The organism is Mycobacterium sp. NGS57, assembly GCF_059812405.1.
The window spans coordinates 377,607-395,081 of record NZ_JCALCP010000002.1; the positions used below are offsets into that span (position 1 = coordinate 377,607).

At 67.6% G+C, this 17,475-nt stretch carries 18 protein-coding genes; all 18 read right to left on the reverse strand.

Annotated features, from left to right (window positions below; genetic code table 11):
* The 18 genes from nuoN to AC5Y43_RS05300 all read right to left on the reverse strand — a co-directional run bounded on the left by nuoN (position 1) and on the right by AC5Y43_RS05300 (position 17,472).
* Positions 1–1,581 carry an NADH-quinone oxidoreductase subunit NuoN gene (gene nuoN / locus AC5Y43_RS05215; RefSeq protein WP_499970006.1) on the reverse strand — a complete coding sequence of 527 codons (1,581 nt, stop codon included), beginning with the start codon at positions 1,579–1,581 and terminating at the stop codon, positions 1–3.
* Positions 1,578–3,164: an NADH-quinone oxidoreductase subunit M gene (locus AC5Y43_RS05220; protein ID WP_499970449.1), complete on the reverse strand. Its 1,587-nt coding sequence runs from the start codon at positions 3,162–3,164 to the stop codon at positions 1,578–1,580. Before AC5Y43_RS05220 ends, nuoN begins: the two co-directional genes overlap by 4 nt.
* 11 nt (positions 3,165–3,175) lie before the next feature.
* The gene (nuoL, locus tag AC5Y43_RS05225) at positions 3,176–5,062 is read right to left on the reverse strand and encodes an NADH-quinone oxidoreductase subunit L (protein WP_499970008.1); all 1,887 of its coding nucleotides are present in this window, start codon (positions 5,060–5,062) and stop codon (positions 3,176–3,178) included.
* Positions 5,063–5,073: 11 nt separating this feature from the next.
* A complete protein-coding gene (gene nuoK, locus AC5Y43_RS05230) occupies positions 5,074–5,373 on the reverse strand; it encodes an NADH-quinone oxidoreductase subunit NuoK (protein ID WP_047313174.1) in 300 nt (99 codons plus the stop codon).
* Positions 5,370–6,164 carry an NADH-quinone oxidoreductase subunit J gene (locus AC5Y43_RS05235; RefSeq protein ID WP_499970010.1) on the reverse strand — a complete coding sequence of 265 codons (795 nt, stop codon included), beginning with the start codon at positions 6,162–6,164 and terminating at the stop codon, positions 5,370–5,372. The genes nuoK and AC5Y43_RS05235 overlap by 4 nt, the downstream gene beginning before the upstream one ends.
* On the reverse strand, positions 6,161–6,706 hold the full coding sequence (gene nuoI / locus AC5Y43_RS05240) for an NADH-quinone oxidoreductase subunit NuoI (RefSeq protein WP_499970012.1): 546 nt from the start codon (positions 6,704–6,706) through the stop codon (positions 6,161–6,163). Before nuoI ends, AC5Y43_RS05235 begins: the two co-directional genes overlap by 4 nt.
* The gene (nuoH, locus tag AC5Y43_RS05245; protein ID WP_499970014.1) at positions 6,699–7,964 is read right to left on the reverse strand and encodes an NADH-quinone oxidoreductase subunit NuoH; all 1,266 of its coding nucleotides are present in this window, start codon (positions 7,962–7,964) and stop codon (positions 6,699–6,701) included. Before nuoH ends, nuoI begins: the two co-directional genes overlap by 8 nt.
* Positions 7,961–10,378, reverse strand: a complete 2,418-nt coding sequence (locus tag AC5Y43_RS05250; RefSeq protein ID WP_499970015.1) for an NADH-quinone oxidoreductase subunit G — start codon at positions 10,376–10,378, stop codon at positions 7,961–7,963. Before AC5Y43_RS05250 ends, nuoH begins: the two co-directional genes overlap by 4 nt.
* 94 nt (positions 10,379–10,472) lie before the next feature.
* A complete protein-coding gene (gene nuoF, locus AC5Y43_RS05255; protein WP_499970017.1) occupies positions 10,473–11,804 on the reverse strand; it encodes an NADH-quinone oxidoreductase subunit NuoF in 1,332 nt (443 codons plus the stop codon).
* Positions 11,801–12,559 (reverse strand): NADH-quinone oxidoreductase subunit NuoE, encoded by a 759-nt coding sequence (nuoE, locus tag AC5Y43_RS05260; RefSeq protein WP_499970018.1) that lies wholly within the window; start codon positions 12,557–12,559, stop codon positions 11,801–11,803. The genes nuoF and nuoE overlap by 4 nt, the downstream gene beginning before the upstream one ends.
* Positions 12,556–13,854 carry an NADH dehydrogenase (quinone) subunit D gene (nuoD, locus tag AC5Y43_RS05265; RefSeq protein WP_499970020.1) on the reverse strand — a complete coding sequence of 433 codons (1,299 nt, stop codon included), beginning with the start codon at positions 13,852–13,854 and terminating at the stop codon, positions 12,556–12,558. The genes nuoE and nuoD overlap by 4 nt, the downstream gene beginning before the upstream one ends.
* On the reverse strand, positions 13,854–14,561 hold the full coding sequence (locus tag AC5Y43_RS05270) for an NADH-quinone oxidoreductase subunit C (protein ID WP_499970021.1): 708 nt from the start codon (positions 14,559–14,561) through the stop codon (positions 13,854–13,856). The genes nuoD and AC5Y43_RS05270 overlap by 1 nt, the downstream gene beginning before the upstream one ends.
* A complete protein-coding gene (locus AC5Y43_RS05275) occupies positions 14,558–15,112 on the reverse strand; it encodes a NuoB/complex I 20 kDa subunit family protein (protein WP_499970023.1) in 555 nt (184 codons plus the stop codon). Before AC5Y43_RS05275 ends, AC5Y43_RS05270 begins: the two co-directional genes overlap by 4 nt.
* A gap of 25 nt (positions 15,113–15,137) precedes the next feature.
* On the reverse strand, positions 15,138–15,515 hold the full coding sequence (locus AC5Y43_RS05280) for an NADH-quinone oxidoreductase subunit A (protein WP_499970027.1): 378 nt from the start codon (positions 15,513–15,515) through the stop codon (positions 15,138–15,140).
* 235 nt (positions 15,516–15,750) lie between these two features.
* The gene (locus AC5Y43_RS05285) at positions 15,751–16,137 is read right to left on the reverse strand and encodes an Rv3143 family two-component system response regulator (RefSeq protein ID WP_499970451.1); all 387 of its coding nucleotides are present in this window, start codon (positions 16,135–16,137) and stop codon (positions 15,751–15,753) included.
* Positions 16,138–16,193: 56 nt separating this feature from the next.
* Entirely contained in the window at positions 16,194–16,730 is a 537-nt protein-coding gene (locus tag AC5Y43_RS05290) for a YceI family protein (RefSeq protein ID WP_499970029.1), read from the reverse strand.
* Between the two features lie 11 nt (positions 16,731–16,741).
* Complete coding sequence (locus AC5Y43_RS05295; RefSeq protein ID WP_499970031.1) at positions 16,742–17,128, reverse strand: nuclear transport factor 2 family protein; 387 nt, start codon at positions 17,126–17,128, stop codon at positions 16,742–16,744.
* A gap of 8 nt (positions 17,129–17,136) precedes the next feature.
* Complete coding sequence (locus AC5Y43_RS05300; protein WP_499970453.1) at positions 17,137–17,472, reverse strand: DUF6285 domain-containing protein; 336 nt, start codon at positions 17,470–17,472, stop codon at positions 17,137–17,139.
* Positions 17,473–17,475: the final 3 nt, after the last annotated feature.

Below are 17,475 nucleotides of genomic sequence, written 5' to 3' on the forward strand. Positions count from 1 at the left end.
TCAGCGCAGTAGCTGGGCCGCCTGATCGGCCAGGTCGAGCAGCGGCTGCGGGAAGATCCCCAAAACCACTGTGACGGCGGCACATACCGCGATCGCAGCCTTGCTCAGGATGCCCGGCGCCACCACCTGCGGGGTGTTGTCGGTCGCTTCGGTGAAGAACATCGACACGATCACCCGCACGTAGAAGTAGGCGGCGACACCGCTGGCCACCACACCGATGATGACCAGCGCGGCGGCGCCGCCCTGGGCGGCCGCCTTGAACACGGCGAGCTTGCTGACGAACCCGCTCGTCAGCGGAATCCCGGCGAAAGCCAGCAGGAACATCGAAAACATCACGCCCACAATGGGAGAACGCTGTCCGAGGCCCGCCCAGTGCGACATCTTGGCGTCCTCGACACCGTCGGCGTTGCGGATCAGGCTCACGATGGCGAACGCGCCCATGGTGCTGAAGCTGTAGGCGACCAGATAGAACAGCGTGGACGACAGGCCCGCCCGGTTGTCGGCGATGACGCCGGTGAGGATGAAACCCACATGCGCGACCGACGAATAGGCCAGCAATCGCTTGACGTCGGTCTGGTTGACCGCGGTGATGGTGCCCACGACCATGGTCAGGATCGAGATCGCCCATAACACCGGGCGCCACTGGTCGTGCAGCGGCGGTAGCGCGACGTAGATGACCCGAAGCAGCGCGCCGAACGCCGCCACCTTGGTGGCCGCGGCCATGAACCCCGTGATCGGGGTGGGCGCGCCCTGGTAGACGTCGGGAATCCAGGAATGGAACGGGACCGCACCCACTTTGAACAGCAGTCCGACCGACAACAGCGCGACGCCGGTCAATGCCATCGAGCTATCCCCGTGGGCGGCCAGCGCAACCCGGATCCCGGGCAGCAGCAGGGTGCCGGTGGCGCCGTACAGCAGCGCCACGCCGTACAGGAAGAAGGCCGAGGAGAACGCGCCCAGCAGGAAGTACTTCATCGCCGCTTCCTGCGACAGCAGGCGGCGGTGACGGGCCAGCCCGCACATCAGGTACAGCGGCAGCGACAGCACCTCCAGCGCGACGAACATCGTCAACAGGTCATTGGACGCCGGGAAGACCATCATGCCGCCGACGGACAGCATCGCCAGCGGGAAGAGCTCGGTCTGCGCCGCTCCGGCGCGCTCGGCGTCGCGCTCGACGTCGCTGTCGGGAACCGCGGAGGCCTGGGGCGTAAAGGAATCCAGCCCGCCCGGGCCCACCGCCACGGCGACCTTGCTGCCGGCCCTGGCTTGCGTCCGTTCGGCCATGAAGATCACCGCCAGCACCGCGACCAGCAGCACGGTGCCCTGCAGGTACAGCGTCGGCCGGTCGATGGCGACCGCGCCCAGTACCCCGGTGCGCCCGCCGGGTTGCACCGAGCGGCTCACGGCGACGACGGCGACAAACGCCGCGATCAGGCCACCGAGCGCGAGCGCCACCTGGGCGCCGTAGCGAATTCGCCTGGGCAGGAACGCCTCGGCGAGCACGCCGACGACCGCGATACCGAAGACGATGAGCATCGGGCTCAGCAGGAAATACTCGACGCTGGGGGTCGGGAGGGTCATCGGTGCGGTCCTTCGGCTGTCTGTGGAAGGGCGGTACCCGGTGGCACGATCGGCGCGGGATCGTGCTGGCCGATGGTGGTCATGGTGTTCGCGACGGCGGGATTGATCAGGTCCAGCACCGGCTTGGGGTAGACGCCGAGAACGAGCAGCAGCGCGATCAGCGGTGCCACGACGACCATTTCGCGCGCCTTGAGGTCACCGATGCGTTCGTTGCCGCTGGCCACCGGTCCCGTCATCACGCGCTGGTAGAGCCACAGCATGTAGATCGACGACAGCACCAGCGCGGTGACACCGAACGCCGCCGCCAGCCAATAGCGGTTGAAAGTGCCCAACAGGACCAGGAATTCGCTGACGAACGGCGCCAGCCCGGGCAGCGACAGGGTGGCCATCGCCGACACCAGGAACGTGCCCGCCAGGATCGGCGCCACTTTCTGCACACCGCCGTAGTCGGCGATCGTCCGGCTGCCGTGCCGCGAAATCAGGAAGCCCGCGATCAGGAACACCGCCGCGGTGGACAGGCCGTGGTTGAGCATGTACAGCGTCGACCCGCTCTGCCCCTGGCTCGTCATCACGAAGATGCCCAGAATGATGAACCCGAAGTGGGAGATCGAGGTGTAGGCGATCAGGCGCATCATGTCGGCCTGACCGATCGCGACGATCGCGCCGTAGACCACCCCGATGACGGCCAGCACGATGATCAGGGGGCGGAAATACGTTGAGGCGTCGGGGAACAGCTGCAGGCAGTAGCGCAGCATGCCGAAGGTGCCGACCTTGTCCATCACCGCCATCATCAGCACGGCGGTCGCCGGTGTCGCCTCGACGGCGGCGTCGGGCAGCCAGCGGTGGAACGGCCACAGCGGGGCCTTGATCGCGAACGCGAACATGAAGCCGAGGAACAGCGCCTTGAACACGGCGGGGTCGGCGCCGTAGCGGCCCGACGCCACCCCGGCGACGATGTCGCGGAAGTCGAACGTGCCCGGGCCGTGCTGCGCGGTGACGACGTACAGCCCGATCACCGCCGCCAGCATGATCAGGCCGCCGAACAGGTTGTACAGCAGGAACTTCACGGCTGCGCGCGACTTGCCGGGGCCTTGTCCGAAGCCGCCGATCAGGAAGTACATCGGGATGAGCATGGCCTCGAAGAACACGTAGAACAGCAATACGTCCAGCGAGATCAGCGAGATCAGCACCATCGATTCGATGGCCAGGGTCAGGGCGACGTAGGCGTGCACGCTACGGCTATCGGGCTGCGTGCCTTGCCTGCCGTCGTTCCAGCCGGCCACCTGCAGCAGCGGGATCAGCACCGCGGTCAGCAGCACCAGCACGACCGCGATGCCGTCCACGCCGAGGGAGTAGCCCGCGCCCAAAGCCGGTATCCAGCGGTGGCTTTCGACGAACTGGTAGGTGGGGCCGCCGGTCTTGAACCCGACGGTGACCACGATCGCCACCGCCAGCGTCGCCACGCCGAAGACCAGGCCCGTCCACTTGGCGAGCCGGCGCAGGCCGGGGGGCAGCAGGATGATCAGCACGGAACCGGCCAGCGGCACCAGCCACAGGACGCTCAGCCAGGGAACCGCAGTCAAGGAATTCGAGCTCACCAGACCTTCACCGCCAGGATCAGCGCGGCCACCAGCACGGCGCCCACCAGCATGGACAGGGCATAGTTGCGGGCAAAGCCGGTTTGCAACTCCCGCAGGCGATTCGACGTGCGGCTGACCAACGCCGCCAGCGCGTTGACCGAGCCGTCCACGCCCGCGTCGTCGACTTCGACCAACGCGTGGGTCAGTTGCGCGCCGGGGCGCATGAACACCTCCTCGTTGAAGACGTCGCCATAGAGGTCGGCGCGCGCGGCGGTGGTGAGGGTCGAGACGCGGGCCGGGGCCACCCGCGGGACGGGGGCGGTGGCGTACATCCGGAGGGCCACCACGATGCCGACGGCGACCACCCCCAGCGCTACGACGGTGGTGACCCAGGACGGAAGCGCATGGGCGGCTTCTTCGTGCGTTCCGACGACGGGCTCCAGCCAGTGCTGCAGGGCGCCTCCCCACCACAACAGCACGCCGGAGAACACCGAGCCGACCGCGAGCAGGATCATCGGCCACGCCATCACGGCCGGCGCCTCGTGCGGATGCGAGCCCGGGGCCCAACGCTTTTCGCCGAAGAAGGTCATCAGCATCACGCGCGTCATGTAGAAGGCGGTGACGCCGGCGCCCAGCAGCGCGGCCCCGCCCAGCACGTAGCCCCGGGTGTCGCCGGTGGACAGGGCCGCCTCGATGATCTTGTCCTTGGAGAAGAAGCCCGCGAACGGCGGCACGCCGATGATCGCCAGATAGCCCAGGCCAAAGGTGGCGAACGTGATCGGCAGCGCGGCGCGCAGGCCGCCGTAGCGGCGCATGTCCTGCTCCTCGTGCATCGCGTGGATGACGGCGCCGGAGCCGAGGAACAGCCCGGCCTTGAAGAACCCGTGGGTCAGCAGGTGCATGATCGCGAACGCGTAGCCGGCCGGGCCCAGGCCGGCGGCGAGCACCATGTAGCCGATCTGGCTCATCGTCGACGCGGCCAGGGCGCGCTTGATGTCGTCCTTGGCGCAGCCGATGAACGCCCCGAGCAGCAGTGTGACGGCGCCGACGACGACCACGGCCAGTTGCGCGTCGGGCGCCAGGTTGTACAGCGGGTTGGACCGCACGATCAGGTACACACCGGCGGTCACCATGGTGGCCGCGTGGATCAACGCCGACACCGGGGTCGGGCCCTCCATCGCGTCACCCAGCCAGGCCTGCAGCGGTACCTGCGCGGACTTGGCGCAAGCGCCCAACAGCAACAGCAACCCCATCGCGGTCAGCGCGCCGCGGCTCGCCCCGGGCGCGGCGGCGAACACCCCGGAGTACGACAGCGTGCCGAAGCTGCTGAACATGACGAACATTCCCAGCGCCAGCCCGGCGTCGCCGACCCGGTTCATCACGAACGCCTTCTTGGCGGCCGTCGCCGCCGTCGGCTTGTGGTACCAGAAACCGATCAGCAGGTAGGAGGCCAGGCCGACGCCTTCCCAGCCGAGGTAGAGCACGACGTAGTTGTCGGCGACCACCAGCAGCAGCATCGAGGCCAAGAACAGGTTGAGGTAGCCGAAAAACCGGCGCCGGTCCGGGTCCTCGGCCATGTAGCCGATCGAATAGATGTGGATCAGCGACCCGACGCCGGTGATCAACAGCACGAAGCAGATGGACAGCTGGTCGATCTGCAGCCCCATGTCGACCTGAAGCCCGCCGACGGGGATCCAGCTGAACAGCTTCTGCTGGATGGCCCGCCCGGCCCCGTCGCGGCCGAGCATCTCGGCGAGCAGCGCCGCGCCTACGCCGAACGACGCGAGCGCGGCGGCGCTGCCCAGCAGGTGGCCCCAGGCGTCGGTGCGCCTGCCCCCGAAAAGCAGGATTGCGGTGCCCGCCAAAGGCAGTGCCACGAGCAGCCAGGTGTAGTGAGTCATGTTGGCGCTGTTCAGCCTTTGAGTAGGTTGGCGTCGTCGACCGACGCGGATTTGCGGGCACGGAAAATCGTCATGATGATGGCCAGGCCCACGACGACCTCGCACGCGGCCACCACCATCGTGAAGAACGCGATCATCTGGCCGTCGAGATGGCCGTGCATGCGCGCGAACGTGACGAACGCCAGGTTCACGGCGTTGAGCATCAGCTCGACGCACATGAACATCACGATGGCGTTGCGGCGCAACAGCACTCCGGCGGCCCCGATGGTGAACAGCAGGGCCGAAAGGTAGAGGTAGTTTGCCGGATTCATGACGTGCCGCCTGTCACGGCTTCGGGGGAGCGAGTCGCTCGGAGTTCTCCGACCTCGTTCCCGTCGGCGCCGCGGATCCGCAGGATGGGGGATACCGACAGCTCCGAGTAGGAGCCGTCGGGCAGCAGCGCGGCCACGTCGACCGCGTTCTGGCGTGCGTAGACGCCCGGGTTGGGCAGCGGGGTGGGTCGCCCGCCGGGCCGGAAGCGTTCCTCGGCCAGCTCGCGCTGGGTCTTGCGACGCTCGAATCGCTCCCGGTGCGCGAGCACCATCGCCCCGACGGCCGCGGTGATCAGCAGCGCGCTGGTCAACTCGAACGCCCACAGGTAGCGCGAAAAGATCAGGGCGGCCAGGCCTTCCACGTTGCCGTTGGCGTTGGCGGTGGTGAGCCCGACGAAACTGCCGGTCGCCACGTTGCCGATGCCGGCCAGCAGCAGCACGCCGAACCCGATGCCGGTCAACACCGATGCGACACGCTGGCCGCGCAGCGTCTCCTTCAGTGATTCCGCGGAGTCCACGCCGATCAGCATGAGCACGAACAGGAACAGCATCATCACCGCGCCGGTGTAGACCACCACTTGGACGACGCCCAAAAACAGTGCGTCCTGGATCATGTAGAACACCGCGAGGATGATCATCGTCATCGCCAGGAACATCGCCGAGTAGACGGCGTTGACCGCCAGTACCACCCCCAGCGCACCGACCAGCGCCAGCGTGCCCAGCACCCAGAACGTCACGGCCTCACCGGTGGAGGTGCGAACGATCGCCTCTGTCGCCAAGTACCCGGTCACCTTGTGTCCCCGGCGCTTTCGGCCTCGCGCAAGCCCTCGGCGGTCACGTTGCCCTGGTAGTAGTCCTTGTCGGTGGCGCCGGCCGCCCTCGGGTGGGGCGGCGCGAGCATGTCTTGCAGCAGCGGGGCGAGCAGCCGGTCCTTCTCGTAGATCAGATCCGCGCGGTTGTCGTCGGCCATCTCGTAGTTGTTGGTCATCGTCAGGGCCCTGGTCGGGCAGGCCTCGATGCACAGTCCGCACCCGATGCAGCGCAGGTAGTTGATCTGGTACACCCGTCCGTAGCGTTCCCCGGGCGAATACCTCAGCTCCTCGGTGTTGTCGGCGCCCTCGACGTAGATCGCGTCGGCGGGGCAGGCCCAGGCGCACAGCTCGCACCCGATGCACTTCTCCAGGCCGTCGGGGTAGCGGTTGAGTTGGTGGCGGCCGTGGTAGCGCGGCGCGACCGGCCCCGGCTTCTCCGGATATTCCTCGGTGACCCTCTTTTTGAACATCGAACCGAGCGTCACACCGAAACCCGCTATGGCGTCGAGGAACTTAGGCACGTGCTTTCTCCTTGCTGGCGGCCGGTAGCGGCGGTGTCGGAAAGGCCGGCCCAGGGCCCTCTGCGTCCTGCGACGTCGAGACTTGGCCGCGCTGCCGGCGCAGCTGCCGCTCCATCGCGCGAATGCCCGGTGTGGTGAACGGTTTTCGCAACAGCAGCACCACCGCCGAGGCCACCACGATGCTGCTGATCACCAGCAGCGGGGTCCAATGCGCATACCCCTGGTTGCGCAACGTGCGGATGACCGCCGCGATCAGTATCCACACGAGTGATGCCGGGATGAGCAGCTTCCAGCCCAAAGCCATGAACTGGTCGTAGCGCAGCCGGGGCAGCGTGGCGCGCAGCCACATGTAGATGAACAGGAAGGCCCACATCTTGACGGTGAACCAGAGCACCGGCCACCAGCCGAGGTTGGCTCCCGGCCACATGTTCAGCGGCCACGGGGCATGCCAGCCCCCGAAGAACATGACCGTTGCCAGCGACGAGACCGTCATCATGTTGACGTACTCGGCCAGCATGAACATGGCGAACTTCAGCGACGAGTACTCGGTGTGGAACCCGGCGACCAGCTCGCCCTCGGCCTCGGGCAAATCGAATGGCGCCCTGTTGGTTTCGCCGACCATGGAGATCAGGTAGATCACGAACGACGGCAGCAACCAGAACACGTACCACACCCGGTCCTGTGCGTTCACGATCTGCGACGTCGACATGGAGCCGGCGTAGAGGAACACCGTGGCGAAGGACAGGCCCATCGCGACCTCGTAGGAGATGACCTGAGCCGTGGAGCGCACCCCACCCAGCAGCGGGTAGGTCGATCCCGACGCCCAGCCGCCCAGCACGATGCCGTACACGCCGATCGCCGAGAGGCCCAGGATGAACAACACCGCGACCGGCAGGTCGGTCAGCTGCAACGGCGTCCGGTGTCCGAACACCGACACCACCGGGCCGAACGGGATGAACGCGAACGCGGTGAACGCGGGGATCACCGAAAAGACCGGCGCCGCAAAGTAAACGAACTTGTCGACGCCGCCAGGGGTGATGCTTTCCTTCAGCGCCAGCTTGATCCCGTCGGCCAGGCTTTGCAGGGCGCCCCACGGCCCCACCCGGTTGGGGCCGGGCCGCAGCTGCATCCAGCCAAGAATCTTGCGTTCGAGCAAGATCGCGACCAGCACGTTGAGCATGAGGAAGACGAAGATGGCCAGCGCCTTGCCCAGCACCAACCACCAGGTGTCGTGCCCGAAGGCGCTAAGCGAGGTCATGCGCCCGCTCCAATGTCCACGATGCTGCCGACGGTGACGCCCAATTTCCGGTGCACCGCCGAACCCGACGAGTTCAGCGGAAGCCACACCACCCGGTCGGGCATGTCGGTGACGCTCAGCGGCAGCGAGATCGATCCGCGCGCCGTGCCGACCGTGACGTGCTCGCCGTCGGCGGCACCGATCTCGGCGGCGGTGCCCGCCGACAGCCGAACGGCGGGTTCGCGTGCGGTGCCCGCCAGATGCGGTTCGCCGTCCTGCATCCGGCCCTCGTCGAGCAGCAGCCGCCACCCGGCCAGCACGGCTTGCCCTTTTTCGGGCCGGGGCGGTTCGGGGGCCGCGACCTGAGGCGCGGCGGCGTGTTCGCCGTCCCACGTCCCCAGCCCCGCCAGCTCCTCGCGGGCCGCCTCGACCGTCGTCGTTCCCAGGTAGACGCCCATCTCGTCGGCCAGCGTGTCGAGCACCCGGTGGTCGGATTCGCCGGCTTGCTGGCTGGTGCCGCGAAACGCCGATTCGAACGGGCGGTAGCGGCCCTCCCAGTTGACGAACGCACCGGACTTCTGGGTCGTCGGCGCGACCGGGAACACCACGTCGGCGCGTTCGGTGACGGGACTGTGCCGCAGCTCGAGGCTGACCAGGAAACCGACGGAGTCCAGCGCGGCCAGCACCACTTCGGGGTCGGCGAAGTCGTTCGGTTCGACGCCGCCGACCAGCAGTGCGGCCAGGGATCCGTCGGCGGCGGCGGCCAGGATGGCGTCGGCGTCACGCCCAGCGGCAGAAGGCAATTCGTCGACGTTCCACGCCGCGGCGACCTGCGTGCGGGCGGCGTCGTCGGCAACCGGGCGGCCGCCGGGCAGCAGCGAGTGCAGTGCGCCGGCCTCCAGCGCGCCGCGCTCCCCGGCCCGGCGCGGCACCCACGCCAGCCGGGCGCCGGTGGCCTCGGCGAGGCGCGCCGCGGCGGACAACCCGCCGGGTGCCGTGGCCAGGCGTTCGCCGACCATGATGACGGCGCCGGGTTTGGAGAGCAGCTTTCCGACGTCACCGCCGGCCAGCCCGTCCAACGCCGCCGCCTCGGCGCCGGGAACGGTTTCGATCAGCTTGCCCGACATCTTGGTCAGCGCGCGGGTGGCGAACGGCGCGACCGCGAACACGGGCACACCGTTCTTGCGGGCGGCCTTGCGCAACCGCAGGAACACGATCGGCGACTCGTCTTCCGGCTCGAACCCGGCCAGGACCACCACCGGCGCCGACTCCAGGTCGGAGTAGCTGACCGTGACCGGCCGGCCGGCGACGCGGGACGCCAGGAAGTCGGCCTCTTCGGCGGAGTGTGGTCGCGCGCGGAAGTCGATATCGTTGGTGTCCAACACGATTCGCGCGAACTTCGCGTAGGCGTAGGCGTCTTCCCAGGTGGCCCGCCCGCCGACCAGCACGCCGGTCCGTCCGCGGGCCGCCTCGAGCCCCTGGGCCGCTGCCACGATCGCGTGCGACCACGACGCCGGCTGCAGTTCGCCGTTCGCGTCCCGGATCAGGGGGGTGGTGATCACGTCGGGCTGGGTCGCGTAGGTGAAGGCCCACCGGCCCTTGTCGCAGTTCCATTCCTCGTTGACTTCGGGGTCGTCGCCGGCCAGCCGGCGCAGCACCTTGCCGCGGCGATGGTCGGTGCGCTGGGCGCACCCCGACGCGCAGTGCTCGCACACGCTGGGGCTGGAGACCAGGTCGAACGGGCGGGCCCGGAAACGGTAGGCCGTCCCGGTCAGCGCACCCACCGGGCAGATCTGCACCGTGTTGCCCGAAAAGTAGGAGTTGAACGGCTCATTGGCGTAGATGCCGATCTGCTGCTGCGCGCCGCGCTCGAGCACGTCGATAAATTTGTCGCCGGCGATCTGGTCGGAGAACCGGGTGCAGCGCACGCACGAAATGCAGCGCTCCCGGTCCAGCAGCACCTGCGACGAGATGTTGATGGGTTTGGCGAAGCGCCGCTTGTCGTCGTGGAAGCGGCTCTCGGGCCGGCCGTTGGACATGGCCTGGTTCTGCAACGGGCACTCGCCGCCCTTGTCGCACATCGGGCAGTCCAGCGGGTGGTTGATCAACAGCAGCTCCATCACCAGGTGCTGCGCCTTGTCGGCCACCTCCGACGTCAGCTGGGTGCGCACCACCATGTCGTCGGTGGCCACCACCGTGCACGACGTCATCGGCTTGCGCTGGCCCTCGATCTCCACGATGCACTGCCGGCACGCGCCGACGGGGTCCAACAACGGGTGCTCGCAGAACCGCGGGATCTGGATGCCCAGCAACTCGGCCGCGCGGATCACCAAAGTTCCTTTGGGAACGGTGACTTCGACGTCGTCGATGGTCAACGTCACCATCTCCGGCTGGGCCACCCCGTCGCCGGTCTCAGGTTTGGCCGCCTGCGTCATTGGCGCCGCTCCTTTCCCCCGCAAGCGGGTGGGGCCCCCGTGAAGCTGGGGAGTGCCCCCACGTCAGTTCGTTCTGCATCGTCGCCGGCGCGCGTCACGCCTTACCTCCGTCAGCCATCAGCATCGAGTCTCGAGGGTCGAACGGGCAACCGCCGCCCTCGACGTGGGCGACATACTCGTCGCGAAAGTACTTGATCGACGACTGCACCGGCATCGCCGCGCCATCGCCCAACGCGCAGAACGACTTTCCGAACAGCACGTCGGCAATGTCGAGCAGCGTGTCCAGATCCTCTTGGGTGCCCCGGCCGGTTTCCAGCCGCTCGTAGATCGGAACCAGCCAGTAGGTGCCCTCGCGACACGGCGTGCATTTGCCGCATGACTCGTGCTTGTAGAACTCCGACCAGCGCCGGGCCGCACGCACCACGCACGTGGTCTCGTCGAAAATCTGCAGCGCCTTGGTGCCCAGCATGGAACCGGCCCCGCCCACGCCCTCGTAGTCCAGCGGCACGTCGAGGTGCTCCTCGGTGAGGATCGGTGTCGACGACCCGCCCGGTGTCCAGAACTTGAGCCGATGCCCGGCCCGCACCCCGCCGGCGTATTCGAGCAACTCGCGCAACGTGATTCCCAGGGGCGCCTCGTACTGGCCCGGGCGGGCGACGTGACCCGACAGCGAATACAGCGTGAAGCCGGGCGATTTCTCGTTGCCCATCGACCGGAACCACTCGACGCCGTTGAGAATGATGGGCGGCACGCTGGCGATGGACTCGACGTTGTTGATCACGGTGGGGCAGGCGTACAGACCCGACACCGCGGGGAACGGCGGCCGCAGCCTCGGCTGCCCGCGCCGGCCCTCCAGCGAGTCGAGCAGCGCGGTTTCCTCACCGCAGATGTAGGCGCCCGCGCCGGCGTGCACCACCAACTCCAGATCGAAGCCCGAGCCGTTGATGTCGCGGCCCAGATAGCCGGCGGCGTAGGCCTCGGCCACCGCGTTCTGCAGGCGGCGCAGCACCGGCAGCACTTCGCCGCGCACGTAGATGAACGCGTGGTGGGCGCGGATTGCGTACGCGGCGATGATGACGCCTTCGACGAGCACGTGCGGCGTCGCGAGCATCAACGGAATGTCCTTGCACGTACCGGGTTCCGACTCGTCGGCGTTGACCACCAGGTAGTGCGGCTTGGCCGCCGCGCCGGTGTCGCCCTGCGGGATGAACGACCATTTCGTCCCGGTCGAAAAGCCCGCGCCGCCGCGCCCGCGCAGCCCGGAGTCCTTGACGGTGGCGATCACGTCGTCGGGCTCCATCGTCAGGGCCTTCTTCATCGCCCGGTAGCCGTCGTGGCGGTGATAGGTCTCCAACGTCCACGACTCGGGGTCGTCCCAAAAGCGGCTCAGCACCGGAGTCAGCGGCGTCGCCTGCGCGGTGGTCATGACTGGCCTCCCGGCGCGGGCGGCGCGTCCATGCCGAGTTCCTTTGCCACCCGCAGACCGGCCAGGGTGGCCGCGCCGGCGCCGCCCTGGCCCTGGTCGGCCCGTTCGTCGGGCCGCCCCGCCAGAATGCGCGACGTCTCGCGGAAGACGCACAGCGGAGCGCCGCGGGTGGGCGTCGCGGGCTCACCGGAGCGCAGCGTGTCGACGAGTTCTCGCGCCGACTCCGGCGTCTGGTTGTCGTAGAACTCCCAATTGACCATCACCACGGGCGCGAAATCGCATGCGGCGTTGCATTCGATGTGCTGCAGCGTGACCGAGCCGTCCTCGGTGGTCTCGTCGTTGCCGATACCCAGATGCTCCGTGAGGGCGTCGAATATCGCGTCGCCGCCCATGACGGCGCACAACGTGTTGGTGCACACCCCGACCAGGTAGTCGCCGGTGGGCCCGCGGCGATACATCGTGTAAAAGCTGGCCACCGCCGCCACCTCGGCCCCCGTCAGCCCCAGCAGCTCACCACACAGCTCCAAACCGGCCGGCGTCAGGTACGAATCCTCGGCCTGCACCAGGTGCAGCAACGGCAATAGCGCCGAGCGCCTTTCCGGGTAGCGGCCGATGATCTCCTTGGCCTCGAGCTCCAGTCGTTCCCGCACCTCCGGCGAGTACGACTGTGGCGCACCCTCCACCACGAACTGGTTGGGCTCCTCGGGCGGCGGGCCGAGCCGCAGAAACACCGGCTGGCCTTGCGGACCGGTCACCGGTCGACCCCGCCCATGACCGGGTCGATGCTGGCGACCGCGCTGATCAGATCGGCGACCATCCCGCCCTCGCACATCGCGGCGACCGCCTGCAGGTTGGTGAACGAGGGGTCCCGGTAGTGCACCCGGTAGGGGCGGGTGCCGCCGTCGCTGACCATGTGCACGCCGAGCTCCCCGCGCGGCGATTCGACCGCGGTGTAGACCTGGCCCGGCGGCACCCTGATGCCCTCGGTGACCAACTTGAAGTGGTGAATCAGCCCCTCCATCGAGGCGCCCATGATCTTGGCGATGTGCTCTTGCGAGTTGCCCATGCCGTCGGGGCCCACCTTCAAGTCGGCCGGCCAGGCGATCTTGCGGTCCTCGACCATGATCGGGCCCGGCTGCAACTTGTCCAGACACTGCTCCACGATCTTCAGCGACTCCCACATCTCGTCGACGCGAATCATGTAGCGCCCGTAGGCATCACAGGTGTCAGCGGTCATCACGTCGAATTCGTAGTTCTCGTATCCGCAGTAGGGTTCGCTTTTGCGCAGGTCGTGCGGCAGTCCGGTGGAGCGCAATATCGGGCCGGTGATGCCCAGCGCCACGCATCCGGTCAGGTCCAGGTAGCCGACGTTTTGGGTGCGGGCCTTCCAGATCGCGTTCTCGTTGAGCAGCTCGCCCAAATCCCGTACGGATTTCCGCACTTCTTCGAGGCATTTCGCGATGTCGGCCTTGGCGTTGGTCGGCAGGTCCTGCGCCACGCCGCCGGGGCGGATGTAGCCGTGGTTCATCCGCAGACCGGTGATCATTTCGAAGATGTTGAGGATGTACTCGCGCCCCCGGAAGCCGATGAACATCGCGGTCATCGCGCCCAGTTCCATGCCGCCGGTCGCCAGCGCGACCAGGTGCGACGAGATCCGGTTGAGCTCCATCATCATGACCCGGATGACGTTGACGCGTTCGGGTATCTCGTCGGTGATGCCGAGCAGCTTCTCCACACCCAGGCAGAAGGCGGTCTCGTTGAAAAGCGGTGACAGGTAATCCATTCGGGTCACGAAGGTGACGCCCTGGGTCCAGTAGCGGTATTCGAGGTTCTTTTCGATTCCGGTGTGCAGGTAGCCGATTCCGCATCGGGCCTGGATGACGGTCTCGCCCTCGATCTCGAGGATCAGCCGCAGCACCCCGTGCGTGGACGGGTGCTGGGGGCCCATGTTGACGACGATGCGTTCGCCGGGATCCGCGTTGCGCGCGGCGTCGACGATCTGGTTCCAGTCCTGGCCGCCGGCGACGAGGACGGTATCAGCTTCGGTCATCAGTTGTAGGCTCTCCGCTCGTCGGGCGGGGGTATTTGCGCCCCTTTGTATTCGACGGGAATGCCGCCGAGGGGATAGTCCTTGCGCTGCGGGTGCCCGTGCCAGTCGTCGGGCATCTGGATGCGCGTCAGCGACGGGTGCCCGTCGAAGATGATTCCGAAGAAGTCGTAGGTTTCGCGCTCGTGCCAGTCGGTGGTCGGATAGATCGCAAACAGCGACGGAATGTGCGGATCACTGTCCGGGGCGGCCACTTCCAAGCGAATGCGGCGATTGTGCGTGATCGACTGCAGCGGGTAGACGGCGTGCAGTTCGCGTCCCGTCTTGTGGGGGTAGTGCACCCCGCTGACGCCCAGGCACATCTCGAAGCGCAGGTGCGGTTCGTCGCGCAACCGCTGGGCAACCTGAGGCAGCAGCTCGCGGCGCACGTCCAGGGTCAGCTCGCCGCGGTACACCACGACTCTTTCTATCGCGTCGTGGAATTCGACCCCGCTCTTGTGCAACGCCTCGGCGAGGCCGTCGACCACATCGTCGAAGTAGCCGCCGTAGGGCCGGGGACTGCTGCCCGGGAGCGTGACCTCCCGCACCAGCCCTCCGTATCCCGACGTGTCACCGGTGTCGTAAACCCCGAACATGCCGTGCCGGACGTCAATCACTTTTTCGTCGCTTTGGCCGACTGCTTCCTGGGGGTCCTGGTCGGGCGAGCTCATCGCAGCAGTCCGCGCATTTCGATCGTGGGCCGGGCCGCCATCGCCGCCTGCTCGGCCTCGGCGATCGCGGTTTCGCGGTTGACGCCCAGCGGCATCTCCTGAATCTTCTCGTGCAGCTTGAGGATTGCGTACAGCAGCATCTCCGGGCGGGGCGGGCAGCCGGGGAGGTAGATGTCGACCGGGACGACGTGGTCGACGCCCTGCACGATCGCGTAGTTGTTGAACATCCCGCCCGAAGACGCGCACACGCCCATCGACAGGACCCACTTCGGTTCGGCCATCTGGTCGTAGATCTGGCGCAGCACCGGCGCCATCTTCTGGCTGACCCGTCCGGCCACGATCATCAGGTCGGCCTGGCGCGGTGTCGCCGAGAACCGCTCCATGCCGAACCGTGCGATGTCGAACCTCGGTCCGGCGGTTGCCATCATCTCGATCGCGCAGCAGGCCAGCCCGAACGTCGCCGGCCACAACGAATTTTTGCGGACGTAGCCCGCGACCTTCTCGACCGTTGACAGCAGGATGCCGCCGGGCAGCTGTTCTTCCAGACCCACGCCTACCTCAATCCCATTTCAGCCCTCAATCCCATGTCAGTCCGCCGCGGCGCCACACGTAGGCGTAGGCCACGAAGACCGTGAGCATGAACACCACCATCTCGACCAACGCGAAAGTCCCCAGCGCGTCGTAGCTGACCGCCCACGGGTACAGGAACACGATTTCGATGTCGAAGATGATGAACAGCATGGCGGTCAGGTAGTACTTCACCGGGAACCGTTGCCCGGCCGTCGCGTGCGGGCCGCTCACGGGTGATTCGGTGGGCTCGATGCCACATTCGTAGGCCGCCAGCTTCGACTTGTTGTACCGCGACGGGCCGACCAGGCTCGCGATCGCAACCGAGCCCACGGCGAAGGCGGTGGCAATGGCGCCCAGCACCAGGATGGGTATGTAGACGTTCAACTCGCTCCATGATCCGTCGTGGGGGCCGCCGCTAAGGGCTTTTAGTAGCGGCCGCGCGGTAACCGGGCTGCTGTGACGGGCTGGGTCTGGAGCCCGGCACAGTGACTTTCAACATAGCGTCGCGGCGACTCGCGCACGTGCGCGGGGTGGTGCTATTCGCCGGGTTGCGATGTTCCCGCGCCGGGGTCGACGGTGCGGCGGCGTGTGTCCGGGTATCGGCGCAGGTGAGCAGGGTCTAGCGAGTGGGGGTGCGCAGCAGCCCCAGCACGGTGCGGCCCAACACGATGGGGTCGAGCGGATGCGGCACCGCGGCCTCGGCGCGCGACCAACTGGCCAGCCACGCGTCGTCGCGGCGGCCGGTGAGCACCACCACGGGCGGGCAGCTCGCAAGTTCGTCTTTGAGCTGTTTGGCGATGCCCATGCCGCCGGTCGGGGTGGCCTCGCCGTCGAGGATGGCCAGGTCGATGCCACCCTCGTCCATTGTCCGGATGACCATCGGGCCGGTTGCCACCTCGACGTAGCTCAGCTCGGGGAGGTCGGGGTGCAGGTGCTTGCCCAGCGCGCGCATCACGGCCTCGCGGGTCTCGGCGTTGTCGCTGTAGACGAGGATCCGCAGGACCAACGTTGCAGTGGGGCTGGATTCGGGCACGGTCAGATGGTACTGGTGGTGCGCCGGCGTCACCGGGGCGCCCGAACGAATACCGCTTGCGCGGCGGCCGTCGCCTTCGTGCCGATCATGCCGAACTTGTTCCAGCCCAGGTCGAATTGGGAACGGTCGATTTGGGTTTCGCCGGCGATGTGGATCGAGCCGTCGTCGAGTTCGGTGATCGTGACGGGCAGGGTCAGCGGCGCGGTGACGCCTTTGAGCGTGAGACTGGTTTGCAGATCGGCGCGCCTGCCGGTGGTCGGCCGCACGGCGCTGACGACGACGCTGATGTCACCGAAACGCTCGACGTCGAAGAAGTCGGCCGAACGCAGGTGCTTGTCACGACGGCCGATACCGGTGTCCAGCGACGCGGCCCGGATGTCGAGGCGGCCCGACACCGCGCCCGCGCCGGCCAGCTGCCCCTCGCCGGTGAACTCGGTGAAGCGGCCCTTGACGTTCAGCAGGCCCCACATGTTGGCGACTTTGAAGGTGATGGCCGACCGGTCCGGTACCACGGTCCAGGCGCCGACCAGGTCGGGGTCATTGAGCAGGGATTCCAGCGTTGTCATGTCAGCTCACCTCACAAAAGCGGTGCGATCCCGGCGGGGTCGAAGTACTCGTCGATCCGGTCGATCATTCCGCGGGTACCCACCCGGATCACGATGCAGACCCGCAACGAGATCGATTGGCCGGCCTGGCCGGTGGCGTGCAGGACGTGCTGCTGGACGAAGCCGCCGTCGAAGAGCCGCCGGTCGAGGATCTCGTAGCGGCGCTCGGTCGTCGCGCCGATGAACCAATCGATGACCCGCAGCGCGCGGGCCTTGTCGTCATCGCGGCGCGAGCCGACCCGCCAGACGGCGACGTCCTCACTCCATAGCCCGCCGACCGTGGCCACCTCGCCGTTCTCGATCGCGGTGAACAGGCGGTCGGCCACGTCGACAATGGTCTGCGCGTCGGCAGTGGGCATGGTGGCTCCTAATCCGTGTGCTCGTATCCGGGGTGGGCGGCCGCCAACCGGTGGCCCACCAGCGTGCGCAGGCAGGCGATGACCTGCGCGTCGGGGAGGTCGGTCAGCTCACCGGCCCGGATGGCGCCGGCCAGCCCCTTTTCGTCGGCGAAACCCAGGCCGGCCAGCGCGGCTCGGCAGTCAACCCCGCCGTCGTCGAGCAGTTCGCGCTCGACCATGCGCAACGCGTTGGCGGCCACTCTGGCATGGAAGTTGACCTGTCCGTCGGTGGCGGCGCGGACGTCGGTTTCGAGGAACTCGGCCACCGCGGCAATCAACTCGGACGCGGTCGGACGGCCGTGCATGCT